We start from the raw sequence: 23,708 nt of genomic DNA, 5'->3' as shown, positions 1-23,708 counted from the left end.
TCCAGCAGGCTTTTTCAATCATCTAGCAAAATGCGCTTTTATTTGCCCGGTTTGAAGCTGTCTTTTAAGTCCAGAATACGGTTAAACACTGGCGTTTCGCTGGAATGATCATACTGATCCGCCACGAAATAACCTTCACGTTCAAACTGGAAACGATCTTCTGCTTGCGCTTGCGCTAAAGCCGGCTCAATAACCGCTTGTACCACTTTCAATGAGTCCGGATTCAGATTCGCCAGGAAGTCATCGCCGACTTCTGGGTCAGATTCGGTGAACAGACGGTCGTAAATACGCACTTCAGCTTTCACGCCTTTAGTGGCAGATACCCAGTGAATCACGCCTTTTACTTTACGGCCTTCCGGATTCTTACCTAAAGTTTCAGGGTCGATTGAACATTTCAGCTCAATAATTTCACCCTTGTCATCTTTAATGATTTCGTCGCACTTGATCACATAAGCATGACGTAAACGCACTTCACCGCCCGGAATCAGACGTTTAAAGCCTTTCGGTGGCTCTTCTTCGAAATCTTTACGGTCAATATAGATTTCAGAGGTTAGCGGAATGACACGCTCGCCCATATCTACGTTTGGATGACGCGAATGAGTCAGATCCATTTCTGCTGGCAGATTGGTTAACGTCACTTTTAATGGATTCAGCACGGCCATACCACGCGCTGCGGTATTTTCTAGCGACTGACGGATGCAGTATTCCAGCATTGCCACATCGACAATCCCGTCAGACTTCGACACACCAACGCGCTTACAGAAATCACGCAAGCCTTCCGGAGTAAAGCCACGACGACGCATACCCACTACAGTTGGCATACGCGGGTCGTCCCAACCCTTAACAAAACCACCTTCCACCAGACGGCGCAGCTTACGCTTTGAAGTAATGGTGTAATCGACGTTTAAACGGCTGGATTCATACTGACGTGGTACTGCCGCTGATTTTACCTTTTCCACCACCCAGTCATAGAACGGACGGTGATCCTGGAATTCAAGCGTACACAGTGAATGAGTAATGCCTTCAATCGCATCGGATAATGGATGCGCATAGTCGTACATCGGGTACATTTTCCATTTGTCACCGGTCTGGTGATGCTCGGAATGTAGCACACGGTACAAAATTGGGTCACGCATATGTACGTTTGGCGATGCCATATCAATTTTGGCACGCAATACCGCCTGACCTTCGCCCAGCGCACCATTACGCATCTGTTCAAAACGCGCCAGGTTGTCTTCTACAGACGCATCACGGTATGGTGAGTTTTTACCCGGCTCGACAAATGAACCACGATTCAGCTTGATTTCTTCAGGAGTTTGCAAATCGACATAGGCATCACCCTGTTCAATTAACTGCACCGCCCAGCTATACAGCTGGTCAAAATAGCTTGATGCATAGCGTGGCTCGCCATTCCAGTTAAAGCCCAACCATTTCACGTCGTTGGCAATACCATCTACATATTCTTGTTCTTCGGCATCCGGGTTGGTATCGTCAAAACGTAAGTTACATAAACCGTTAAATTCTTCGGCAATCCCGAAATTCAGGCAAATTGCTTTCACGTGACCAATATGTAAGTAACCGTTCGGTTCTGGTGGAAAACGTGTGATCACTTTTTCAGTACGGCCTGCTGCCAGATCATCGGTAATGACCTGACGCACAAAATCTAAGCCCGGCTGTTGTTCTTGCTGCGCAGCATCGACAGAGGCATGGTTACTTGGTGTCGGGGTGTTAGGCAGAGATGAAACAGCATCATTCGGCTTCATAGTTAATAAATCACTTCTAGATAAAAATTTAGGATAATTAAAACGCTATTCCCACTTTTTAACAAAGAAAATAACGTTTTTACTTGCCTTGTAGTTTACAGTTTGCTTATGCTTCTCTCAACCAAAAAACCCATGGCTTTTTTGTCCATGATTAGGAGATAACACAATGAGTTTTCCTCAAGTCGAATTAAACACCAACAAAGGTCGTATTGTTCTTGAGCTTAACACTGAAAAAGCACCTAAAACTGCTGAGAACTTCCTTCAATACGTTCGTGACGGTTTCTATGATGGCGTAATTTTCCACCGTGTCATCGATGGTTTCATGATTCAAGGCGGCGGCTTTGATGAAAACTTCAAAGAAAAAGCAACCCGTGATTCAATCGAAAACGAAGCAGACAACGGTCTGAGCAATGACGAAGGGACCATTGCAATGGCGCGTACCCAGGCTCCGCACTCTGCATCTGCTCAATTCTTCATTAACGTGAAAAACAACTCCTTCCTGAACCACACGGGCAAAACTGCACAAGGTTGGGGTTATGCCGTATTTGGTAAAGTAGTTGAAGGTATGGATGTAGTTGCTGAAATCAAAGGCGTACGTACAGGCAACCGTGGTTACCACGCTGATGTTCCACTAGAAAATGTGGTCATCGAATCTGCCAAGATCATTTCTGAATAAGAATCCCTCTCAACCTCCCATTATTTAAGGGCGTTGGGAGATTCCAAGGAAAAGATTGTGACCTATCTGTTTATTTCAGATTTACATTTGTCACCTGATCACCCTCGACTCGTTCGGGGGTTTTTAGATTTATTACGTACTTATCAGGATCAAAACACCCAGCTGTATATTTTAGGCGACTGGTTCAATGCCTGGATTGGCGATGACTACACCGCCCCTTGGCTGAATGAAATTGTCAGCGCTTTAAAACAGTTTAATGCCGCAGGCAATCAGCTGTATTTTCAGGTTGGCAACCGCGATTTCGCACTGCATGAGGTTTTTTTACAACAGTTTAACGGGCAATTATTACCTGAAATTGACACCCTCACTATTGGCCAGACCCGTTATCGTCTGGAACATGGTGATGCCCTATGCACCGATGATGTATCCTATCAGCGCTTTAAAAAAGTTATTCGTCATCCGCTCGTGCTGCGTTTGTTAAGAAAAACCCCGCTGTCCTTTCGCAGCAAACTGGCCAACGGTTTTCGCAAACAAAGCCGCGCGTCTAAAGAAGTCAAATCGTATGAAGTGATGGATGTGAATCCGGCTGCGGTAACGCAGGCTTTGGCCGAGGTGGATGTACTGATTCATGGTCATACCCATCGACCAGCCATCCATGAGCTGAATGGCAAAAAGCGGATTGTGCTGGGGGACTGGCGTGCGCATGAAGCACTGATTCTGGAAATTGATCCCGAACAGCCCGCCACTCACCTGCAACTGAAACGCTGGACCTATTAAGCAGCAGGTGGATGACTATAAATCCCCACCTCCTGCATCATCTGTCAGGTTAATAATGACCGCTTAATACCCCCCTTCAGGTTTTACCCAGCTCGCTCCGGTTTTATATTTGGCCAGCAGCTCACGCAAGGAATTCATTAATACGCTGGTATCGACACCGACAGCGACAAATTCGGTACCCAGTTCAATATATTTTTGCGTCACGTCATGTTGAGTCGATAAAATCCCGGCCGCTTTACCCGATGCGCGAATTCGTTGAATTGCATCAACCACTGCGTTTTGCACGTCAGGATGGTTCGGATTGCCTTCATAACCCATAGTGGCAGATAAATCTACTGCGCCAATAAATACCCCATCAATGCCCTCGACTTTTAAGATGTTATCCAGATTTTCCAGCCCTGTAACTGACTCAATCTGAATCAGCAAACAGATATTTTCATGTGCAGTGGCATAATAATCCGGAATACTGTTCCAGCGTGTGGCACGTGCCAAAGCCGCACCTACACCGCGAATCCCTTCCGGTGGATAACGCACTGCTTTAACCATCAGTTCGGCCTGCTCCACGGTTTCCACCATCGGAATCAATAAGGTTTGTGCGCCAATATCCAGCAACTGTTTAATAAGCTGCACACTGCCAATTGGCGGACGGACCACCGCCTGTGACGGATAGGCCGCAATACTTTGCAGCTGGGCCAGTGTGGTTCTTAAATCACTGGGCGCATGTTCCCCATCAATCAGCAACCAGTCATAACCGGCATTGGCCGCAATTTCAGTGCCATAGGCATCGGCCAGACCGACCCATAAACCAATCTGCTGCTGGGTTTTTAATTTATGTTTAAAGTGATTACGATAGTCCATCGACAGGCTCGCTATAGTCCACACCTACTTCCATTAAATGCCGATTTTTAAAAATTGCCAATATTCAAAACCGCTGTTGTGATTTGATTTAACACTTAATCGGGCAATAACTGAAAATACGATGAGCACATTTTAAGGTTAATTTTGACAATAAAATTGCAGCGAATATGCCATCAAAGCCATCAAAATGGCGTATGATGCTGAAGGTTCAGCCTTTCTCAATTTATCCTTATTGCTGGAGTATCTTTATGGATTTGCTCGACGTCGTACGCAGCCGCTATACCACCAAAGCCTATGATCCTGCAAAAAAAATTCCTCAAGAGCAGTTTGAACGCTTTCTCGAAATTCTCCGTTTTACCCCCTCTTCTATTAATATCCAGCCCTGGCATTTTTTTATTGCCGAGCATGATGCAGCCAAGCAGCGCATTGCCAAAGCCCTGGTCGGGAAATATGCCTACAATGCGCCTAAAGTCTTAGATTCTTCTCACACCATTTTGTTCTGTACCAAAGCCGATATTAGCGATGAACATCTGGACAATTTGTTGCAGCAAGATGATGTCAGCGGCCGCTTTAAAGATGCCAGCGCCAAGCAGGGCCAGAAAGACAGCCGTAGCGGATATGTGGATTATTACCGCAATGAAAAAGGTGATATTCACCGCTGGGCCGAAAACCAGACCTTTATTGCCTTGGGTCAGATGTTACTGGCTGCCGGTATTGAAGGTGTAGATGCCACCCCGATTGGCGGCTTTAATGAACAGATTCTGACGGAAGAACTAGAATTACAGGACAAGGGTTTAATTCCATCGGTGCTGCTGACCTTGGGCTATCGCAGTGAGCAGGACTTTAATGCTAAACTACCCAAGTCACGCCTGAATAAAGATGAAATTTTCACCAAATTGTAAGAACTACATTACATAATACAGGGACGAAAGTCCCTGATTTCGGCTTGATTTTTGCTTTCCCTTTCACAACACAATAATAATAGACCGGAGAAGAAAGATGTCTATCCTTGCCCAGCTCCCAATGAAGTTTGAATGTCGTCAATGCAATAAACTGTATTTGCATCAATATCAGCAGGAAAAACGCCATTATCCTCATTGTCCGAGCTGCCAGAAAGCCGGTCTGTTACTGGGCATTGCCGAACTTCAGGACCTGATCAAACATCCGCTGATTTTTGCTGCCAGCTTCATCAAATTCAAGCCGTCATCGCATAAGCTAAACACATCACACTGATGATACCCAGACCCAGCCCGATGGCGGTGCTGGGTTTTAATTTTTCTTTAAAGAACAGCAAACCGCTGATTACCCCTAAAATCACCACCAGAATATTCATGCCGGCAAATACAACCGCCGGTGAATCTTTTAAAGCCATATGTGCTTTGACATAAAACGCGATATTGGCAAAATTCAGCATCCCCAAAATTAAGCCTGCCGCTATATTTTTGCCACTGCCCCAGCTTTTGTGCTGAATCAGAATATACCCCAACGATAAAATAAAAGCGCAGATGAACATCAGGTTCAGTACCAGCGCAAACTGCAGGCCTAAACCGGTGGTGTATTTCAGCAACACATCAATCAGCGCATAACCGACCCAGACCAAAGCCAAATACAGCATACCCGCCTGGGCGGACGATGCACCGCCACGATGCGAATATAAAATACACAGTACCGCTGCAATCCCCAACGCAATCCCGACAATTTTCAGGCTATTAAACTGTTCCTGGAAAATAAAATAGGCCGCAGTTAAAGACAGCACCACCGACAGCCGCTGGGCAATTTCGGTTTTTAAAATTCCGGCAGTTTGTAATGCTTTGGCTAAAAACAGGAATACGCTTGGCAATAATACCCCTAAAGCCAGAATCAGCAGCCACGGCGTGTCGGTGAGGGACAGCTGTTGTACATTAGGCTGAAACCACCAAAAACACAGCACACTGGCCGAGGCATAATTCCAGCTGATCATCTGCAAAGGTGAATAGCCGCGGTTCTTTGCGACTTTCAAGAGAATCGACACCACCACACTACAAATGGCCGCTGCTAAAATCAGTTCCATGATCTACTCTTATTTATATGCATTATGTGATCTGCTCTGCTGCACTATAGCGGTTCAGATACAGAAAAGCCCACGCAATGTGGGCTTTTTTTTATAAATACTTCACCAGGAATTATTTATAACGATCTACCATTTTCTCTAAAGAAATTGGACGGATCTTGTCGGCATTGCCCGCAGTACCAAACGCTTCGTAACGTGCAACACAAATATCTTTCATTGCATCGACCGTTTTAGCGAAGAATTTACGTGGGTCAAACTCGCTTGGTTTTTCAGCCATGAAGCGACGCATTGCACCGGTAGAGGCCAGACGCAAGTCGGTGTCGATGTTAATTTTACGCACACCGTGCTTGATCGCTTCAACCAGCTGCTCAACAGGTACACCATAAGTTTCCTTGATGTCACCGCCGTACTGGTTAATGACTGCCAGCCATTCTTGTGGCACAGAACTTGAACCGTGCATCACCAGATGCGTATTTGGCAGTGCCGCATGAATTTCTTTAATACGGTCAATCGCCAGAATATCGCCTGTAGGTGGACGGGTGAATTTGTACGCACCGTGTGAAGTACCCACTGCAATTGCCAGTGCGTCTACATTGGTGTCTGCTACGAAAGAACGTGCTTCTTCAACTGAAGTCAGCAATTGAGAGTGATCCAGTACACCTTCTGCACCGACACCATCTTCTTCGCCGGCCATACCTGTTTCAAGGCTGCCTAGACAACCGATTTCACCTTCAACAGAAACGCCACATGCGTGCGCCATTTGTACCACACGACGGGTCACATCTACGTTGTATTCATATGAGGTCGGAGTTTTACCATCTTCACCCAGTGAACCATCCATCATGACTGATGAGAAGCCAAGCTGGATAGAACGTTGACATACGTCAGGACTGGTACCGTGATCTTGGTGCATCACCACCGGAATGTGTGGCCATTCTTCAATTGCAGCCAAAATAAGATGACGTAAGAATGGTGCGCCTGCGTACTTACGGGCACCTGCAGATGCCTGTACGATTACAGGTGAATTCGTCGCATCTGCGGCCAACATGATTGCGCGCATTTGTTCTAAGTTGTTTACGTTAAACGCTGGTACGCCGTATCCGTGTTCACCGGCGTGATCCAATAGCTGGCGCATTGAAATAAGAGCCATAATATCCTCCCAGGTAATGCTGCATATTCTACATGGGGATTTGTTTCAATTCAGCAACAAAACGTCGTATTTAAAAAAAATCCCTGCCAATGCAGGGACTTTTATACAAATTACTACAATTTGTGGAGCTTTTAGGATTATTGCGCTTCAGATGCTGGCGCTGCTGCGCTGTCTGGGGTTGCGGCATCTGCTGGTGCATTGGCCACTTCTTCAGGCACATCGGTATTGTTTTCATCAAGTACTGGCTGATCAATTGCATCAATCGCCGCTTGCTGTTCTGCAGAAATTTGCTCTGACGCTACAGCTGCTGATGCATCTGCAGTGGTCGCTGTTGCATTGTCGTCTTTTTTAGCACATGCAGTGAAAGCTAAAGATGCAGCAAGTAACGCGGCAAGAGTTAATTTTTGGTTCATCAGAATATCCTACAACCCGGTGATTTTTGATCATAATATTTCAGAAACATGACAGTTTTATGACTAAAAAATGAAGTGCATAAAAAAGGCTGACCGAGGTCAACCTTTTGTCATCTTGCAAGCGTGTGCGAATTAAGCACGTTCTAGCAATACGGCAACTGCTGGTAAGGTCTTACCTTCTACAAACTCAAGGAAAGCACCGCCACCTGTAGAGATATAACCAATTTTGTCTGTAACTTCATATTTGTCGATGGCAGCCAAGGTGTCACCACCACCTGCAATTGAGAAGCCTTCTGATTCAGCAATCGCTAAAGACAGGGCTTTAGTCCCTTCACCGAATTGGTCCACTTCGAATACGCCAACTGGGCCATTCCAGAGAATGGTTTTAGAAGTTTTCAAGATCTCAGCAAATACTTTTGCTGTTTCTGGACCGACATCCAGAATCATGTCATTGTCAGCCACATCTTCTACTTTTTTCACGGTTGCTTTGGCAGCCGCCAGTGAACCCAAGAAGTCATCAAAGTTGATTTCAGATGCATCAGCAACTACCACATCCGTTGGAAGTGGCACAGATACTTTGGCAGCAATGGCTTTGGCTGTGTCGATCAAATCATTTTCACAGAGTGATTTACCCACGTTGTAACCCGCAGCGGCCAGGAAAGTATTGGCAATACCACCACCCACGATCAACTGGTCGCAAATGTCAGACAGTGACGTCAGTACATCCAGCTTGGTGGATACTTTAGAACCGGCTACAATGGCCACCATTGGTTTTTCTGGGGTTTGCAGTGCACGGCCCAAGGCATCCAGTTCAGCAGCCAGTAAAGGACCTGCTGCGGCAACTTTAGCAAGACGCGCAACACCTTCAGTTGACGCTTCTGCACGGTGCGCAGTACCAAATGCATCCATTACGAATACATCACACAGCGCTGCATATTTTGCTGCCAGCTCAGGATTGTTTTTCTTTTCACCCACGTTAAAGCGGCAGTTTTCAAGTAACACCACTTGACCTGCTTCTACCTCTACACCATCCAGGTAGTCAGTCAATAATTTGACTTCCTGGCCTAGTGCTTCGGTCAGGTAAGCTGCGACAGGCGCAAGTGATTGTTCAGCTTTAGGTTCACCTTCAACAGGACGACCCAGGTGAGAATACACCATTACGGCTGCGCCTTTTTCCAAAGCCGCTTTAATTGTCGGTAAGGCAGCACGTAAACGCGCATCGCTGGTAATCACACCATTTTTCACCGGCACGTTTAAGTCTTCGCGGATCAGAACACGCTTTTGTGCCAGGTCGAGGTCAGTCATACGCTGAAAATTCATGTATAGCTCACTTTTTAGATATTAAAATCGCCAAGATTCTAAATGATTATGCAGAAAAAGGTTAGCTTCTTTTGCAGAAAAGCTAACGATTGCCAAAGTTTTGTTATGATAGGAAAAAAACAGACCTGATAATTTTTATGCCTATGTCTATACATCCAGATCCAACCCTGAACCGTTTAAATGTTTTAGGCGAGCCTTTGGCCAGCTGCTGTTTTGACCCGATTACCGGCTATTTTCGTAATGGCTTTTGCCATACGGCGCCCACGGATCTGGGCCAGCACACTGTTTGTGCACAAATGACCTCGGAATTTCTGAACTTTTCCCAGAAAATTGGCAATGACCTGATCACACCGTTGCCTGAAGTCGAATTTCCGGGCTTAAAACCGGGTGATTTCTGGTGTATTTGTGTGACCCGCTGGGTTGAAGCCTATCAGGCCGGTAAAGCACCACCCGTAAAAATTCAGGCCTGCCATCAGGCGGTACTGTCTTACGTTCCCTTAGATATTTTGATGGAATATGCTGTCTAATGAAGCGTCCGATTATTCTGGCGTCCAGCAGCCAGACCCGTAAAGAACTGATGGACCGTTTAAAGCTCGACTATCAGTGTATGACACCCGACATTGATGAATCACCGCAAGGTGAAAGCCATGCCGATGATCTGGCCAAACGGCTGGCTTTTGAAAAAGCCCAGAGTATTGCCGAGCAATATCCTGAAGCCATCGTGATAGGTTCCGATCAGGTGGCGTGGCGTGAAGGTGCGCCCGATATTTTTATTGGCAAGCCCTTAAGCCCGGAAAAAGCCATTCGCCAGCTGCAGGCCAACTCGGACAAAATTGTCTACTTCAGTACCGCATTAAGCGTACAGCAAAAATCCAGCGGCTTTGAACAGACCCTGGTTGAACACTATAAGGTCAAATTCCGTAAACTGAGCCTGGATGAAATCGAGCGCTATGTGGCACTGGAACAGCCGCTGCATTGTGCCGGCAGTTTTAAATGCGAAAGTCTGGGGATTAGCCTGTTTGAACAGATGATTGGCCAGGACCAGACCACCTTGATGGGCATGCCGATGATTCAGCTGTGCCAGATTCTCCGCCAGCTTAATCTGCAGATTCCCTAAACACGGTAATGCAATACCCAAAATGATCAGGCGCCTGTCCTGATCATTTTTTGCGCCACCTTTTCCCTTCTGCCACTTTTCTAAATTTCCTTAAGATGAAGTTCATCACTTGCACCACCGCACAACTCAAGGGACAATAACAGCTAAATTTATGTTGTAGTTATTTGACATGTCTCAACCTTTAGACGTTTTAGGCGGAATCACCGCTGAACAATTCCTTGCCGAATATTGGCAAAAAAAACCGCTGCTGGTGCGTAATGCCCTGCCTGAAATCGCCAATATTCTTGAGCCGAGTGATGTCATGGAGCTGGCACTGGACGAAAATATCAGCGCCCGCTTAATTAAACAGAAAGATCGTGATCCGAACCAGTGGTCTGTAAAATCTTCACCGCTGTTAAAGGCCGATTTCCAGAAAATGCCAAAGCTGTGGACGCTGCTGGTCCAAGCGGTAGATCACTACTCTTTTGATCTGGCGGAACTGTGGAAAAAATTCCCGTTTATTCCGCAGTGGCGCCGTGATGACATTATGGTGTCATATGCGCCAAAAGGCGGTTCGGTCGGCAAACACTTCGACTTCTATGATGTATTTCTGGTGCAAGGCTATGGTCATCGCCGCTGGCAACTGGGCCAGATGTGTGATGCCGAAACCGAATTTGTTCCAGGTCAGCCGCTGAAATTACTGCCAGAGATGGATGTCAATTTTGATGAAGTGCTGGCACCGGGTGACCTGCTTTACGTGCCACCAGGTTTATCGCACTATGGCGTGGCCGAAGATGACTGTCTGACCTTCTCTTTCGGTTTCCGTATGCCAAACATCAGCGACATGATGGATCGCGTCAGTGACAAGTTTTCTGACAACCAGTTGCTAAAAAATCCGTTGCAAGATCTGATCCGCGACCAGATCAGCCCGATTGGACAAATTACCCAGCCGGAACTGGAATATTTAAAAGCCGAATTGCTGGCACAACTGCACAACTCGACCGTGTTGGAAGATGCCATCATGAGCCTGATGTCAGAGCCAAAATATCCGGACAATATTCCAGAAGCAGAAGAAATTGGTACTGGCGATCTGGAAGATGCGCTAGATCAGGGCTATCAACTGATTTTAGAACCGGCTTCACGCCTGCTCTATACTGAAGAAGATGGTGAGTTGCTATTCTGGGCCAATGGTGAAGGTTTGTATATTTCGGATGAGTTTGCGCCGCTACTGAAGCAGATTGCTGATGGTGAACTCGTCGAGCTGAATGAAGACCTGTACCATGAAGACATTCTGGAAGATGTGGCTCAGTTACTCAATGATTCTGTGCTGATGCTGCTGCCAGCTGAAGATGCAGAAGATGAGGCCGAATAAGGGCTTAATCCTGAGGTGATACCACTAAAATCGCCTTGATTAAGGTATAACCGGGTGTAGAGTTCACCTTTAACTCTGCACCTATCCGCGCCAGACGCAGCTTCATACTGCGTACGCCAATACTCATCCCGTGATCGAGCACCCCATGGGTATCAAATCCAATTCCATCATCCTGAATACTTAAACATAAAGTCTGTTCATCGGGAAAATCCAGTGTCACTTGCACATGCTTGGCCTGACTGTGCTTCACCACATTGGTCAGACTTTCTTCCAGCACCCGCATCAGGTTCAGACATTGCAGCGGTGTCGGTTGCACTACCCATTCACTGGCAATGTTCCAGGTGGCCCGCATCTCAACTTCATCCATGAGCTGGCTAAAACGATGACGCACCGGCGCAATCCATAACACCGGCGTTTCCGGCACTTTGGCGCCAATTGAGGAGCCACTGTCAATAATTTGCCGCAAATCATCACGCAGTAATTTCAAAATCGACAGAAACTGGCGGTTACTCATGGGCTGCTCGCTCTGATCAACCATAATCATTGAACGCACCAGCGAAGCACCCAGGCCATCATGCAAATCATGAGAGAGATGAATCCGCTCCTGCAAACGCACATTTTCCAATTCCAGATAATGCTTTTCCGACATGCTCTGTTTTAAGTCTTCACGAACCTCAAACACGCGATATTCAAGTTGCTGGTTAAACTGCTCAATTTTCTGCATGCTTTTGGTGGTGCGAATCCCGAGAATTAAGGCAATAAACAGCGTCACCACCGGTGAGGTATACGGCGATAAGGGCTTTAAATCGGTATCAAACGGTGCAGCCAAAAGTGCAATATCTAAAGCGGCAAAAATAATAATCAGGCTTAAACAGATCACCAGCAGGATATTTTCTACACGTGGTACGCGGAAGGTTAAACGCAGCAGGTACAGGAAAACCCCGAAAAATAGCAGGCTATAGCCTAAAAACACCAGCCCGAAAACGGTTTGTGCATAATCGAGCGGCGTCACGAAAATCCCCAAAATCACCGCCACCGAACAGATAAAGGCGGTTTCTTCCAGTATCGGAAATTTTTTATCAACAAAACGCAGTAAATAGACAATAAACGACAGAATATACAGCACAAAAAAGGCGATATTGGCCTGTGCCGCTATCAGCGTATTCGGGAAGGGATAGGTTTCTGTACTAATAATATTGGAGACAAATAACAGCCACAGCAAACAGCTTAAGGCAAACCAGCCATAACTGACTTCTTTACGCCGAAACAGCCAGATCACCAGACACAGTACGCCCAGGGTTGCCGATAAAATCGCATTAATCACAAATAAGGTACGGCGATCCCAGATCTGTTGCTGATATTCCGTATAACTGTTATAGACATTCTGGAAGGAAACATCACCGAGACCGGCGGATTGAAAGGCATAGCCCCGGACATAGACTAAAATTTCATTCTGGTCGGGACGCAAGCCACTAATCGGTAAAATCCAGTAGCGTGGCATATTCCAACTTTTGGAGAGTGGTTCTTCCAGATGCCGGTTTGACCAGATTAAATCGCGGTTTAAAAACACCGCACCCGCGCTATTTAAATAATTAATAGAAAATACAATTGACTGGTCCAGCACGGCCGGTTCCTGACAGGACCAGTTCCAGACAATTTTGTACCACACCCCACCGTTATAATCCGGCCAGCGTTCATTCCAGCGATCAGGCAACGTCACAGGTTGCCATCCTGTATGTGGATGGCTATGAATATCCGGTGTCTGTACGGTGCTGACCGACTGAATATTAACCTGACAATACGGGTCTATGGCATAGCTTTGCTCTGCATACGCACTCGATAGACAAAGATAAAGACAACAGCCGCACCAAAACTGGAGCAATCTGTAGATCATAAAATGCCTAATGAGCGCGCTGTACTGACTGCCTTGGTGCGTTTACTCACCGAGAGCTTGCGATAAATATGCTTGATATGACTTTCCACGGTATAGCGCGACACAAACAGCTGCTCGGCAATTTCCCGGTTACTCAGGCCCTGCGCGACCAGATTTAGAATTTCATGTTCACGGTTGGTCAGCTGTTCAATATCTTCATCGGGCTGTTTAAACGGCTTGGCAATTTCCTGCGGCTTCTGCACCGAAATCTGTGACAGTATTTCCCGGGCAATAAAGGGATCAATCGGTGCACCGCCTCTTAAAATACTGCGGATGGCCATGATCACTTCAGTATCATCGCGTTCTTTTAACACATAACCGGTAGCGCCCGCCTGAATGGCCGAAAACAGGCTGTTTTGCGTACTCCAGGCCGAAATCACCAAAATTAGTACACTGCTGTCTTTGGCCCGAAGCTGTTCAATCAGTTCAATTCCATTGCCATCTGGCAACCCCAAATCGACCAGCGCCAAAGACACCGGCTGTTCTTCAATTTTCTGTAATGCTGCTTTTAAATGGCTAACAAAAATCAGCATGTCATTGCTGTAGCCCATTTCAAGGAGGATATGTCTGAGGCGTGACTGAATCATGGGTTCATCTTCCACAATCAGCACAGGGGCCGGTAATATTGATTCTGTAATGTCCACTGTCTTCCCCGATCTTTTAACTTTCAATATAGCGATATTATTAAACGGTTCTCTATCCCTAGAATTAAGGAATTTCAGAGTGTTAGCACTGTTATTTTTATGATTTCAGCATAGCAGCTATTTTTTAATTTTTATAGATTTTATTGCTCATTTTTAAGCTGTGCTAAAGCCCTTGCCAAATTTCACAAATCATTACTTGTATGCCCTATTCAGAATCTGCACAGTAATACAAGATTGAATTCGCAATGGAAAAATCATAACAATGCCAAGTCCAGCCCAAGCCATTCGCCATAAACTTTTAAATACGTTCTTCTCCCGTCACTCGGTCTGGTTTGCCTGTATTTTAATTGCACTGGGGATTACATGGCTTAGGCTATTTTATGAGCCACATTATATTTATTATTTTCTGTCCGATGGTGTAATTAATTCACTCTGGCTAATCACCACGCTGCTGAGTCTGGTCGGTCTGTATGATGTCATTCAGACCAAGCATTCCATTCTGAAAAACTACCCGATTATGGGGCATTTCCGGTTTATTTTTGAAGATTTCCGCCCCGAAATTCGCCAGTATTTTATTGAGGCCGATCAGGATGCCCAGCCTTTTTCCCGCATGCAGCGCAGTCTGGTCTATCAACGTGCCAAAAATGAAAATGCCGATAAACCCTTTGGCTCGATTTTGGATGTGTACGAAGCCGACTACCGTTTTATTGTGCATTCCTTGCGCCCCTGTCCACCGGCTGATCCAAAAACCTTCCGGATTCATATTGGCAATGAACAATGCAGCCAGCCTTATAGCGCGTCGATTTTAAATATTTCTGCCATGAGTTTTGGCAGCCTGAGTGCCAATGCCATCCGTGCCTTAAATAAAGGTGCCAAACTCGGTGGCTTTTATCATGACACCGGTGAAGGCAGCCTTAGCCCGTATCATCTGGAATATGGCGGCGATATTGTCTGGCAAATTGCCAGTGGCTACTTTGGTTGCCGCACCGCAGAAGGTTTATTTGATCCGGAAAAATTTGCCCGTCAGGCCGGTAATCCAAATATCAAGATGATTGAACTCAAACTCTCTCAAGGTGCCAAGCCGGGCCATGGCGGTATTTTGCCGAAACATAAAATTTCAGAAGAAATCTCGCAGATTCGTGGTGTGCCACGTGACCGTGATTGTGTATCGCCATCGCGCCATCCTAGTTTTAGCACCCCAATTGAAATGCTGCAGTTTTTACAGCAGCTACGCGATTTATCCGGTGGTAAACCGGTGGGCTTTAAACTGTGTATTGGCCAGCCCTGGCAATTTATGAGTATCGTCAAAGCCATGCTGGTGACCAAAATTGTGCCTGACTTTATTGTGGTGGATGGCTCAGAAGGCGGTACCGGTGCCTCCCCGATTGAGTTTAGTGACTATATTGGTACGCCGCTGCGTGAAGGCTTACTATTTGTGCATAACACCCTGGTCGGTGCCGGCCTGCGCAGCAAAATCAAGCTCGGGGCCAGTGGTAAAATTATCAGTGCCTTTGATATTGCCAGTACCTTTGCCTTAGGCGCAGACTGGGTCAATTCCGCTCGCGGTTTTATGTTTGCTGTCGGCTGTATTCAGGCACAAAGCTGCCATACCAACCAATGTCCGGTCGGTGTCGCCACCCAGGATAAAGACCGTCAAAAAGCGCTGCATGTGCCATCCAAAGCAGAACGGGTCTATAACTTCCATAAAAATACCATGCATGCCCTGTCGGAAATGATTGCGGCAGCCGGTTTAAAACACCCGGCCGATATTCGTGCCCATCATCTGGCGCAGCGGATTAACGACCGGGAAATTAAAAACTATGCCCAGCTGCATTTCTGGTTGAAAGAAGGCGAATTACTGAGCTGTGAAAATAAAGATGAAGAAAACTTTTATTTCCGTATGTGGAATTTGGCCAAAGCGGAAGAATTTTAAAAAAGAGGCTCAGGCCTCTTTTTTATGAAATGGAGGAAAGCTTAATAATAAGTCTTGGAATTCGAAGCATGCAAAAAGGCTGGAATCAAACCGGTTAAGGCCGCACGAATATCCGGGCGCTCATTAATCAGTTGATGTGACCCTTCTTCCAGCATCAGCAAGGTTTGCAGGCGGAATTTACGCCGGATAAACTCGATGTTATAACGCCAGTCCACAGTCTGATCTTGCGCGCCCTGTGCCAGCCACACCGGAATCCGGCACGCTGGTCGCTGCTCCATTTCCAGCATCCATTTGGACATGGCCAGAATCCAGTCCATGCCCATCATGCGTGGTTGTAACGGATCTTTTAAGCGCACAAAACGCAAAAATTCCGGGTTATGGTTATTGCGTCTAAAATGGCGCGGCACTTCGCGTTTAATCCGGCGGATAATTCCGAGGCCCACCGAATTATGCCACCAGGCACTTTTGGCCGGACGGATGAGAGGTGATAATAACAACACCCGCTCGACAAACGGATTCTCCCGGCGCTCGGCAAATTCCAGTAAATGATGCATCCAGATCGCACCACCGGTACTTTGCCCTACCCCTAGCCAAGGCTTAGGCAATTGATCGGCATTGCGCACATATTGGTAAATGGCGTGTAGCACCTGCTGGTAATGATCAAAATTCTGGATACTGGCGGGCGAGCCATTACTTAAACCATGGCCGGGCAAATCATAAGTCAAGACACTAAAGCCCTGCTCCAGAATTTCTTTGACAATCGGCTGATAAATGCCGCTGTGCTCCAGATAGCCATGCAGTAAAAACACCGTACCTTTGCTTTTTTCCAGCTTGCCCGCTTCAAGTTTAGGCTGAAACACCTGCACATGCAGTTTAAACAGCGGCATTTGCACATAACCCTGCCAATGCTCGCACTCTAAGCTGTCAAAACCGTAAAGCTGGCGATAGGCCTGAATATCCACCGTGGGCGCATAAGGCCGGTTCAGGTTTAAAGGCTCCAGCACCTGCGGCGTGGTATCGCGGCTAGGAACCGGTAAATCCAGCTGTTTCAGCACACTCGGATTTAAAAACGGGATATTCGGCATTATGGCACCTCCCGGCAGTCGCTCGAACCAAACAGCATATCGCGGATGGTGGCCAGCATTTCATAATTGGCACGGCGGCTATGATCATAGTTCTGCTCACTAGGCTGCCATTGGGTCAACTCGGTTGGAATTGGCGCGACCACCGGCACGGTTTCAATGCCGTTTAAGGCAAACAAACGGCGTGTGCGCGGCATGTGATATTGATCGGTGATTAAAATCACCGTTGGTGCGCCGCCTTTTTTCTGTAGCAGCAAGGAACTAAAACGCGAGTTTTCACAGGTGTTCATACTGCGATCTTCCAGCAAGTTGGCTTCAACCCCGCGTTCTGCCAGCCATTTCTGCATATAAGGTGCTTCAACACCGCTCAGCACAATGGGTAATTTATACTGTTTTTCAATTTCTAAGGTTTTTTCTAAACGTAGTCGTGTGTAGTTATTCACAATAATATCTTTTTGATTTTCATGTAAGGTCAGACCGCCGCCCAGAACCACAATTGCATACGGCTGGGAAGTTATTTGCGGCTTCTGGCTATTTTGTTGTTGAATCAGTGCGATATCCTGAAAAATTTCTTCATCAACCGGTACGGTTTCAACCGCTGCCACTTCATGGGTTCTTAAAAATTTCAGATACTGTTCCATTAGGGCCTGATTTTCAGAGCTGTCTAACTCCAATAAATCCTGTAACTGCTGTGAAGGCTGTGCAAGTTGCGCCTCAGATGCGGAAACATCGGCCAGCAATGGAATTTGCGGTGTGCTGTCCTGCTCTTGTTCCTGCTGACTGCGCTGCTCATCCTGAATTAAAGTCTGCAAGGCTTTATAGCGTGCCTGAATGATGGTGAGATTCTGTGAATTTTTGGCCTGAATCTCTTCTTCCATCACTTTTAAATAAGCTTGCCGGGCAATCCACAAATTCGAGCCAGGTTCCAGATTTTCCTGATCGGTCAGTGCCCCCATCTGCTGGCTTTGTGCAGCCACTTCATTGACCTCCACCGGCACAATGGTATTCAGCACTTTTATCACAAACTTGGAATAAAACGGCGAATAGATAAAAACCACCAGACAGCCCATCAGCACAAATAGCACAGCCGCCATTTGTACGATACGCACCATCCAGTGAGTTCTATTCATAAATGCCTAACCTGATTAAAAGGTATTGTGGGGAATAATCAGCCCGGCGTCATTAAACAGCACCGGTTCTGGTTCTAAGTGTATCCCAAATTTTTGGTACACGTCCTGCTGTACTGCCTGATATGTTGCCTGAACATCGGCCAGGGTCGCATTGGCATAATTGACAAGCACCAGTGCCTGCTTGTGAAACATACCGACCATGCCCAGCTGCTTCCCTTTCCAGCCAGCCTGATCAATAAGCCAGCCAGCTGCAATTTTGACCTGGCCTTCGGGTTGCGGATAATGCGGCATGTTCGGGAACTGAATCGCTAGCTGTTCATAGACCGCGGCAGTCACCACCGGATTTTTAAAGAAACTGCCAACATTTGGAAATTGCTGCGGATCTGGCAGTTTACTTTGACGGATCTGGATCACCTGGCGTTGCAGGTTTTCCGCGGTTTGCTCATCACCCACCGCGGTTTTTAAATCGCCATAATTCAGTTTCAAGTCCGGCTGTTTCCGCAGCTTGAACGTGACATGGGTGATGATATAGCGGTTCGGATTTTCTTTGAAAATACTGTGACGGTAGGCAAAATGGCAGTCACTGGCCAGAATCGAATTAAACTGACCGTTATAGCGGTCATAAACCTGTACCGATTCAATAAATTCACCGACCTCAACCCCATAGGCACCAATATTCTGTACCGGCGATGCACCGACCAGACCGGGAATTAAGGCCAGATTTTGCAGGCCAAATAACTGCTGCGTGGTGGTCCAGAGCACAAAATCATGCCAGACCTGACCCGCACCGACGCGAATGGTGCTGAAATTGTCATCTTCATTCAGGAATTCAATGCCCTGAATATCCATATGTAACACCAGCGCCTGAATCTGCTCTGGCAGCAGCATATTACTGCCGCCCGATAAAATCAGCACATTCAGCTGCTGTAACTTGGCATAGTTTAAGGCTGCGATTAAATCATCGGTAGAATGCACCTTAATATAATGAGACGCATTTGCAGCCAGATTTAAGGTATTAAAAGGCTTAAGCTGGACCTGATGTTGAATGTTCATATTCTTAAACCTGATTTAAGCCAATTCTGTTTTTAAAATATTGATCCAGGCCTGTGCACTGGATTCACACTGATCCAGCACGCGTTCAAAGCCATCGGCTTCGCCATAATAAGGATCAGGCACTTCATGACGTGGATATTGTGGATCATGTTCGCTCATTAGCGCCACTTTGGCACGTAGCAACTCTGCGCCATATTCTTCGGCTGCATGACGTTTTAGATGCTGAATATTTTGCAGGTTTTCCTGATCCATCGCCAGAATCAGATCAAAATCCAGAAAATCGCGCGTAGTTAACTGACGGGCACGCAAGGCAGATAAATCATAGCCACGCTGCAAGGCATGTTGCTGGCTGCGCGCATCGGGCGCTTTGCCCGGATGATAATTACTGGTGCCGGCAGAATCGACCCAGATATTCAGTTGCTGTGCATCACAATAATGTCTGAACACCACTTCCGCGGTAGGTGAACGGCAGATATTGCCCAAACAGACACATAACACCTTGTATGGCGTTCTGGATGACATAACAACCTCAAAACTGCTTTCTTTTAAAGTGTCTTATGTTAAGTTATTTGCAGGATGAATCCTATATTGTCACTATAGATAAATGTTGATTTAAGTATAAAAATTAAGGATAAAGCGTATGAGCCCATTTCAATTCCAGACTGTGCCCAACATTATTGCCGGACTGGGCAGCATCCAACAGCTCAAAGCCCTCCTGACTGAACAGAACAATCAACGTGTGCTGCTGGTGACCGATCCGGGAATGGTGCAATTACAATTGCATGCACCTGTTTTGGAAACTCTCGAAGCTGCCGAATGTGATTACCGCATTTATGCCAGCGTACAGGCCGATCCACCGGAACATATTGTGCTGGAAGCCGCCGAATTCGCCCGGCAAAACCAGATAGATACAGTCATTGGTTTTGGGGGTGGCAGCTCGCTGGATGTGGCCAAAATTATTGCCCTGCTGGCCCATCCTGAACAAAAACAGCAACTGCATGACATGTATGGCGTCAATCAGGCGCAAAAACCGCGTTTGCCTCTTATTCTGATTCCAACCACGGCCGGCACCGGCTCGGAAGTCACGCCCATTTCCATTGTCACCACCGGCGAAACCACCAAAACCGGCATTGTATCTGCTGCCCTATATGCCGATGTCACCATTTTAGATGCCAACTTTACCCAAAACCTGCCGGCGCACATTACGGCCGCCACCGGTATTGATGCAATGGTACATGCCATTGAAGCCTATACCTCCAAACACAAAAAGAACTTTTATGCCGATATGCTGGCGATTCAGGCACTTAAACTGCTGAACCAGAATCTGCATCTGGTGCTAAAAGATGGTAACAACATGGAAGCCCGTCAGAATATGCTGGTCGGCTCGATGCTGGCCGGACAGGCCTTTGCCAATGCACCGGTGGCAGCAGTCCATGCACTGGCCTATCCGCTGGGTGGACATTTTCATTTGTCGCATGGGCACAGCAATGCGCTGGTCTTAACCGAAGTGCTGAAATTTAATGCACCAGCCGCCAAGCAGCAGTATGCCGAATTGATGACCTTGCTCGACCCATCCAGCAAAGGCTGTGTAGATGGCTTGTGTGATCTGTTTATTGACCACATGCAAAACTATCTGGACCGCAGTGGTCTGACCTTAAAACTGAATGCCCTGAATGTACCTGAAAACATGCTGGAACAGCTGGCCGAGGATGCCATGTTACAAACCCGCCTGCTGCAAAATAATCCACGCGACATGGAAAAACAGGATGCGCTGGCCATCTATCAGGCGATTTATCAATAAGGCTGAAGCTATTTAAAGTTGTGGTAAATCAAAAATATAAATTTTCGATCTATTCAGGGATGACGTCTTTTTATGAAACCGGTAGCCAAAACCCGCGATCAATATACCTTCTTTTTACCGATTCAAACCCGCTGGTCAGACAACGACATGTATGGTCATGTCAATAATGTCATGTATTACAGCTACTTCGATACCGCTGCCAATGCGCTGCTGATTGAGAAAGCCGGACTGAATATTCATCAGGCCGAGATTATGGGGCTGGTGGTAGACTCTGGCTGCAGCTTTTTAGCCGAGCTGAGTTATCCGGAAGTGATTGAGGTCGGTGTGGCGATTGCAGCGCTGGGCAACAGTTCACTAAAATATGATCTGGCAATTTTCAAGCAGCATCAACAGCAGGCTTCAGCTCAAGGACATATGGTGCATGTTTTTGTCGATGCGCAGCAACGTAAAAGCACCCCGATTCCAAGCGAAATGCGGAATGCCCTGTTGCCTTATCTACGTTCTGAATAAACGGTTGAAATGGTCTGACGGTGGTTATTTCAACTGGATATTCTGCAATTCGCCATCAAAACTTTCGAGCAGCGATTTAACCTGCGGCTCCTGATGCAGCAGCTCACTGGCGCGTTGATAAGCACGTACTTTACGTTCCTGCTGCAAGCTATACGGTGTCACCTCTGTGACCTGTCCATACTGCACTTTCAGGAAGCTGTTCGGCCACTGCTGTTTCAGCGCTGCTTCTAAATGCTGTAACTGCGAATTTAACAATTGCTGATACTGCTCCGGAATATGGAAAACCGACTCAGCTTCAATCTGGCCGGTCATCAGGCCGTGTTGGGCCAGTTCCTGAACCGCCGGTGATAAATCACTATTACGGAACCAGTATTCCCATTTTTCCACACTCCATTCGCCCTCTAAGGACTGCACCGGCAGTTGCAGAATATCTTGCGGCATCAGGCGCTGATCAGCACGTGGAATAGCGGTATTGTCTACAGCAGCAACGACAGGCTGGTTGACGGATGACGTCGGTGCTGGCTGCGCAAATAAACTGTCTTGCGGGCTGGAATCCTGTGGATGTGTCAGCTCAGGCTGTTGTGCGACAGACGAAACCGGTGCTGCAAGTTCAGCAGGCTGTTGAATCGGCTGCGCAGGAGTGGTTTCTGGTAAAGGGGCAATTTCATCAAACAGGAAATCATCACTGCTGGCCTCATCCTGCGTTTCCGGCTGATCAGCGCGATCATCTTCATCTAAATCAAACAGCACTTCATCTGCCGCCGGATCAAAAATCATCTGCGCAGATGCCGCTTCTGCCGGTCTAGTCACCGGATGGTCTGGTTCGGATGGAGATGCAACTTCAGCAACCTCTAACGCTTCATCCTGCAGAAAATCATCTGATGATGGTTCAGCAACGGGTGGGTTTATAGCAGCAGTTTCAGCTTCTAATTCATCCTCAGCTGAAACAACGGGATGCACCGGTTCAGGCTGCGCGGTAGCTGACTCAGCGGCCGGTGCTACAGCAACTGCGTTGCTTTGTGCGCTGACCTGCGTCAAGGGCACTTCATTTGGCTGTAAGGGACGGAAAGCCAGCAGACGCAGCACGCACATCTCAAAGCCCTGCTCCTGGGTAACTGCCAGCTGTAAATCTGCGCGACCTTTGCTGGCAATCTGGTAATACAGCTGTAAATCCTGAGCCGAAATGCGCTGCGACAGCTGGGTAATTTTCTGGTTAATTTCGGCGCTATATTTCAGGCTTAAATCCGGCAGATATTGCAATAAGGCCAGCTCATGCAAAGTCGAAATCAGCTGATCCAGCACCAGTGATACATCCAGTGCCTGCTGACGGAACTGCATTAACAGTGCGCTCACGCGCGCAGTCTGGTTCTGATGAATCGCCAGAATCAGGTCATAAATAATGGTGCGGTCAATCAGCCCCAGCATGTCTTTGACATCCTGATGATGAATTTCACCCTGACCATAGGCAATGGCCTGATCGGTTAAGGACAAGGCATCCCGTAATGAACCTTGTGCCGATTCAGCAATTTGCCAGATTGCATCCTGCTCGGCCTGAATCTGCTCTTTGCTGAGAATTGAAGATAGGTGCTCGGTAATTTCATCTACTGCCAAAGGACGCAAAGTAAATTGCAGGCAGCGTGAAATGACCGTAATCGGAAGCTTCTGCGGATCGGTGGTGGCAAACAGGAATTTAACATGCTCTGGCGGTTCTTCCAGCGTTTTTAGCAAAGCATTGAAAGAGTGCGTCGAGAGCATGTGCACTTCGTCAATCAGGTAGACTTTAAAGCGGCCTTGTGTCGGTGCATACGGTACGTTATCGAGCAGTTCGCGGGTATCTTCCACTTTGGTACGTGATGCCGCATCAATCTCGATTAAATCAATAAAACGGCCTTCATTCACCGCCTTACAGGTCGGACAAACTTCACACGGTGTGGAGGTCACCCCTGTTTCACAGTTCAGGCATTTGGCCAAAATACGCGCAATGGTGGTTTTCCCGACCCCACGAGTCCCGGTAAACAGATAGGCATGGTGTAAACGGCCACGCTCTAAGGCACTGGTCAGTGCACGAGAAACATGATTTTGCCCCACCAGCTCATTAAAATTACGTGGACGATATTTACGCGCAAGTACCTGATACATGTATGCTC

23 protein-coding genes are annotated in these 23,708 nt (G+C 47.0%); 10 read left to right on the top strand and 13 right to left on the bottom strand.

From position 1 onward, the window contains the following. Positions 1 to 38 precede the first annotated feature (38 nt). Complete coding sequence (locus FTU67_RS11670) at positions 39 to 1,763, bottom strand: glutamine--tRNA ligase/YqeY domain fusion protein (protein ID WP_016659047.1); 1,725 nt, start codon at positions 1,761 to 1,763, stop codon at positions 39 to 41. A 166-nt stretch (positions 1,764 to 1,929) separates the two neighbouring features. Here FTU67_RS11670 and FTU67_RS11665 point away from each other — a divergent pair, with 166 nt between their 5' ends. Continuing rightward, positions 1,930 to 2,439 carry a peptidylprolyl isomerase gene (locus FTU67_RS11665; protein WP_005178561.1) on the top strand — a complete coding sequence of 170 codons (510 nt, stop codon included), beginning with the start codon at positions 1,930 to 1,932 and terminating at the stop codon, positions 2,437 to 2,439. A 57-nt stretch (positions 2,440 to 2,496) separates the two neighbouring features. Further along, on the top strand, positions 2,497 to 3,216 hold the full coding sequence (locus FTU67_RS11660) for a UDP-2,3-diacylglucosamine diphosphatase (protein ID WP_180061759.1): 720 nt from the start codon (positions 2,497 to 2,499) through the stop codon (positions 3,214 to 3,216). Positions 3,217 to 3,279: 63 nt separating this feature from the next. On the opposite strand, the gene hpaI is transcribed toward FTU67_RS11660, so the two are convergent. After that, a complete protein-coding gene (gene hpaI, locus FTU67_RS11655) occupies positions 3,280 to 4,074 on the bottom strand; it encodes a 4-hydroxy-2-oxoheptanedioate aldolase (protein ID WP_075166833.1) in 795 nt (264 codons plus the stop codon). A gap of 248 nt (positions 4,075 to 4,322) precedes the next feature. On the opposite strand from hpaI, the gene nfsB reads away from it, so the two are divergent. Together nfsB and FTU67_RS11645 are read left to right on the top strand one after the other, a co-directional pair. Then, positions 4,323 to 4,976, top strand: a complete 654-nt coding sequence (gene nfsB / locus FTU67_RS11650; RefSeq protein WP_180061758.1) for an oxygen-insensitive NAD(P)H nitroreductase — start codon at positions 4,323 to 4,325, stop codon at positions 4,974 to 4,976. A 97-nt stretch (positions 4,977 to 5,073) separates the two neighbouring features. Then, positions 5,074 to 5,307: a hypothetical protein gene (locus FTU67_RS11645; protein ID WP_005178570.1), complete on the top strand. Its 234-nt coding sequence runs from the start codon at positions 5,074 to 5,076 to the stop codon at positions 5,305 to 5,307. Here FTU67_RS11645 and FTU67_RS11640 read toward each other — a convergent pair. The 4 genes from FTU67_RS11640 to FTU67_RS11625 form a co-directional block, all read right to left on the bottom strand. After that, positions 5,270 to 6,124, bottom strand: a complete 855-nt coding sequence (locus FTU67_RS11640; protein WP_160243054.1) for a DMT family transporter — start codon at positions 6,122 to 6,124, stop codon at positions 5,270 to 5,272. The two genes, FTU67_RS11645 and FTU67_RS11640, sit on opposite strands and share 38 nt — an antisense overlap. Positions 6,125 to 6,236: 112 nt before the next feature. Continuing rightward, positions 6,237 to 7,274, bottom strand: coding sequence for a class II fructose-bisphosphate aldolase (fba, locus tag FTU67_RS11635; protein ID WP_005178575.1), 1,038 nt, complete (start codon positions 7,272 to 7,274; stop codon positions 6,237 to 6,239). 137 nt (positions 7,275 to 7,411) lie between these two features. Then, a complete protein-coding gene (locus FTU67_RS11630) occupies positions 7,412 to 7,687 on the bottom strand; it encodes a hypothetical protein (protein WP_005178577.1) in 276 nt (91 codons plus the stop codon). A gap of 132 nt (positions 7,688 to 7,819) precedes the next feature. Next, positions 7,820 to 9,007 carry a phosphoglycerate kinase gene (locus FTU67_RS11625; RefSeq protein ID WP_180061757.1) on the bottom strand — a complete coding sequence of 396 codons (1,188 nt, stop codon included), beginning with the start codon at positions 9,005 to 9,007 and terminating at the stop codon, positions 7,820 to 7,822. A 143-nt stretch (positions 9,008 to 9,150) separates the two neighbouring features. On the opposite strand from FTU67_RS11625, the gene FTU67_RS11620 reads away from it, so the two are divergent. From FTU67_RS11620 to FTU67_RS11610, 3 genes are all read left to right on the top strand, one after another. Beyond that, a complete protein-coding gene (locus tag FTU67_RS11620; protein ID WP_034597805.1) occupies positions 9,151 to 9,534 on the top strand; it encodes a DUF2237 family protein in 384 nt (127 codons plus the stop codon). Beyond that, on the top strand, positions 9,534 to 10,124 hold the full coding sequence (locus tag FTU67_RS11615; RefSeq protein WP_045795448.1) for a nucleoside triphosphate pyrophosphatase: 591 nt from the start codon (positions 9,534 to 9,536) through the stop codon (positions 10,122 to 10,124). Before FTU67_RS11620 ends, FTU67_RS11615 begins: the two co-directional genes overlap by 1 nt. Before the next feature lie 169 nt (positions 10,125 to 10,293). After that, positions 10,294 to 11,475: a JmjC domain-containing protein gene (locus FTU67_RS11610; RefSeq protein ID WP_005178584.1), complete on the top strand. Its 1,182-nt coding sequence runs from the start codon at positions 10,294 to 10,296 to the stop codon at positions 11,473 to 11,475. Between the two features lie 4 nt (positions 11,476 to 11,479). Here the strand turns inward: FTU67_RS11610 and FTU67_RS11605 are convergent, their stop codons facing one another. Together FTU67_RS11605 and FTU67_RS11600 are read right to left on the bottom strand one after the other, a co-directional pair. Then, positions 11,480 to 13,369 carry an ATP-binding protein gene (locus FTU67_RS11605; protein ID WP_257221860.1) on the bottom strand — a complete coding sequence of 630 codons (1,890 nt, stop codon included), beginning with the start codon at positions 13,367 to 13,369 and terminating at the stop codon, positions 11,480 to 11,482. Beyond that, positions 13,366 to 14,052 carry a response regulator transcription factor gene (locus FTU67_RS11600; protein WP_016659055.1) on the bottom strand — a complete coding sequence of 229 codons (687 nt, stop codon included), beginning with the start codon at positions 14,050 to 14,052 and terminating at the stop codon, positions 13,366 to 13,368. The genes FTU67_RS11605 and FTU67_RS11600 overlap by 4 nt, the downstream gene beginning before the upstream one ends. A gap of 262 nt (positions 14,053 to 14,314) precedes the next feature. Between FTU67_RS11600 and FTU67_RS11595 the strand changes: the two genes are divergently transcribed. Further along, positions 14,315 to 15,985 carry an FMN-binding glutamate synthase family protein gene (locus FTU67_RS11595; RefSeq protein ID WP_005178590.1) on the top strand — a complete coding sequence of 557 codons (1,671 nt, stop codon included), beginning with the start codon at positions 14,315 to 14,317 and terminating at the stop codon, positions 15,983 to 15,985. Between the two features lie 41 nt (positions 15,986 to 16,026). On the opposite strand, the gene FTU67_RS11590 is transcribed toward FTU67_RS11595, so the two are convergent. Genes FTU67_RS11590 through FTU67_RS11575 form a run of 4 tightly spaced genes read right to left on the bottom strand, consistent with a single transcriptional unit; the run spans position 16,027 to position 19,772 of the window. Beyond that, complete coding sequence (locus FTU67_RS11590; protein ID WP_005178596.1) at positions 16,027 to 17,070, bottom strand: alpha/beta hydrolase; 1,044 nt, start codon at positions 17,068 to 17,070, stop codon at positions 16,027 to 16,029. Next, positions 17,070 to 18,197, bottom strand: a complete 1,128-nt coding sequence (locus FTU67_RS11585; protein WP_180061756.1) for a YdcF family protein — start codon at positions 18,195 to 18,197, stop codon at positions 17,070 to 17,072. The genes FTU67_RS11590 and FTU67_RS11585 overlap by 1 nt, the downstream gene beginning before the upstream one ends. A gap of 15 nt (positions 18,198 to 18,212) precedes the next feature. Next, a complete protein-coding gene (gene murB, locus FTU67_RS11580; RefSeq protein WP_016659057.1) occupies positions 18,213 to 19,250 on the bottom strand; it encodes a UDP-N-acetylmuramate dehydrogenase in 1,038 nt (345 codons plus the stop codon). A gap of 15 nt (positions 19,251 to 19,265) precedes the next feature. Next, a complete protein-coding gene (locus tag FTU67_RS11575; RefSeq protein ID WP_005178601.1) occupies positions 19,266 to 19,772 on the bottom strand; it encodes a low molecular weight protein-tyrosine-phosphatase in 507 nt (168 codons plus the stop codon). Between the two features lie 118 nt (positions 19,773 to 19,890). On the opposite strand from FTU67_RS11575, the gene FTU67_RS11570 reads away from it, so the two are divergent. After that, complete coding sequence (locus FTU67_RS11570; RefSeq protein WP_005178603.1) at positions 19,891 to 21,051, top strand: iron-containing alcohol dehydrogenase; 1,161 nt, start codon at positions 19,891 to 19,893, stop codon at positions 21,049 to 21,051. 72 nt (positions 21,052 to 21,123) lie between these two features. After that, positions 21,124 to 21,561 carry a thioesterase family protein gene (locus FTU67_RS11565; RefSeq protein WP_180061755.1) on the top strand — a complete coding sequence of 146 codons (438 nt, stop codon included), beginning with the start codon at positions 21,124 to 21,126 and terminating at the stop codon, positions 21,559 to 21,561. Positions 21,562 to 21,585: 24 nt separating this feature from the next. Here FTU67_RS11565 and dnaX read toward each other — a convergent pair whose 3' ends face one another. Next, positions 21,586 to 23,700, bottom strand: coding sequence for a DNA polymerase III subunit gamma/tau (gene dnaX / locus FTU67_RS11560; protein WP_180061754.1), 2,115 nt, complete (start codon positions 23,698 to 23,700; stop codon positions 21,586 to 21,588). Positions 23,701 to 23,708: the final 8 nt, after the last annotated feature.

The sequence above is a fragment of the Acinetobacter sp. YH12132 genome, assembly GCF_013418645.1.
GTDB classification, from domain to species: domain Bacteria; phylum Pseudomonadota; class Gammaproteobacteria; order Pseudomonadales; family Moraxellaceae; genus Acinetobacter; species Acinetobacter indicus.
Note: the sequence above shows the minus strand (reverse complement) of the source record. Positions and strands in the feature narration are given on the sequence as shown.

What these genes read in the sequence shown, in the direction of transcription:
- FTU67_RS11670 (WP_016659047.1), bottom strand. Translation starts at nt 1,763, where the DNA reads ATGAAGCCGAATGATGCTGTTTCATCTCTGCCTAACACCCCGACACCA.
- FTU67_RS11665 (WP_005178561.1), top strand. Translation starts at nt 1,930, where the DNA reads ATGAGTTTTCCTCAAGTCGAATTAAACACCAACAAAGGTCGTATTGTT.
- hpaI (WP_075166833.1), bottom strand. Translation starts at nt 4,074, where the DNA reads ATGGACTATCGTAATCACTTTAAACATAAATTAAAAACCCAGCAGCAG.
- nfsB (WP_180061758.1), top strand. Translation starts at nt 4,323, where the DNA reads ATGGATTTGCTCGACGTCGTACGCAGCCGCTATACCACCAAAGCCTAT.
- FTU67_RS11645 (WP_005178570.1), top strand. Translation starts at nt 5,074, where the DNA reads ATGTCTATCCTTGCCCAGCTCCCAATGAAGTTTGAATGTCGTCAATGC.
- FTU67_RS11640 (WP_160243054.1), bottom strand. Translation starts at nt 6,124, where the DNA reads ATGGAACTGATTTTAGCAGCGGCCATTTGTAGTGTGGTGGTGTCGATT.
- fba (WP_005178575.1), bottom strand. Translation starts at nt 7,274, where the DNA reads ATGGCTCTTATTTCAATGCGCCAGCTATTGGATCACGCCGGTGAACAC.
- FTU67_RS11630 (WP_005178577.1), bottom strand. Translation starts at nt 7,687, where the DNA reads ATGAACCAAAAATTAACTCTTGCCGCGTTACTTGCTGCATCTTTAGCT.
- FTU67_RS11625 (WP_180061757.1), bottom strand. Translation starts at nt 9,007, where the DNA reads ATGAATTTTCAGCGTATGACTGACCTCGACCTGGCACAAAAGCGTGTT.
- FTU67_RS11620 (WP_034597805.1), top strand. Translation starts at nt 9,151, where the DNA reads ATGTCTATACATCCAGATCCAACCCTGAACCGTTTAAATGTTTTAGGC.
- FTU67_RS11615 (WP_045795448.1), top strand. Translation starts at nt 9,534, where the DNA reads ATGAAGCGTCCGATTATTCTGGCGTCCAGCAGCCAGACCCGTAAAGAA.
- FTU67_RS11610 (WP_005178584.1), top strand. Translation starts at nt 10,294, where the DNA reads ATGTCTCAACCTTTAGACGTTTTAGGCGGAATCACCGCTGAACAATTC.
- FTU67_RS11605 (WP_257221860.1), bottom strand. Translation starts at nt 13,369, where the DNA reads ATGATCTACAGATTGCTCCAGTTTTGGTGCGGCTGTTGTCTTTATCTT.
- FTU67_RS11595 (WP_005178590.1), top strand. Translation starts at nt 14,315, where the DNA reads ATGCCAAGTCCAGCCCAAGCCATTCGCCATAAACTTTTAAATACGTTC.
- FTU67_RS11590 (WP_005178596.1), bottom strand. Translation starts at nt 17,070, where the DNA reads ATGCCGAATATCCCGTTTTTAAATCCGAGTGTGCTGAAACAGCTGGAT.
- FTU67_RS11585 (WP_180061756.1), bottom strand. Translation starts at nt 18,197, where the DNA reads ATGAATAGAACTCACTGGATGGTGCGTATCGTACAAATGGCGGCTGTG.
- murB (WP_016659057.1), bottom strand. Translation starts at nt 19,250, where the DNA reads ATGAACATTCAACATCAGGTCCAGCTTAAGCCTTTTAATACCTTAAAT.
- FTU67_RS11575 (WP_005178601.1), bottom strand. Translation starts at nt 19,772, where the DNA reads ATGTCATCCAGAACGCCATACAAGGTGTTATGTGTCTGTTTGGGCAAT.
- FTU67_RS11570 (WP_005178603.1), top strand. Translation starts at nt 19,891, where the DNA reads ATGAGCCCATTTCAATTCCAGACTGTGCCCAACATTATTGCCGGACTG.
- FTU67_RS11565 (WP_180061755.1), top strand. Translation starts at nt 21,124, where the DNA reads ATGAAACCGGTAGCCAAAACCCGCGATCAATATACCTTCTTTTTACCG.
- dnaX (WP_180061754.1), bottom strand. Translation starts at nt 23,700, where the DNA reads ATGTATCAGGTACTTGCGCGTAAATATCGTCCACGTAATTTTAATGAG.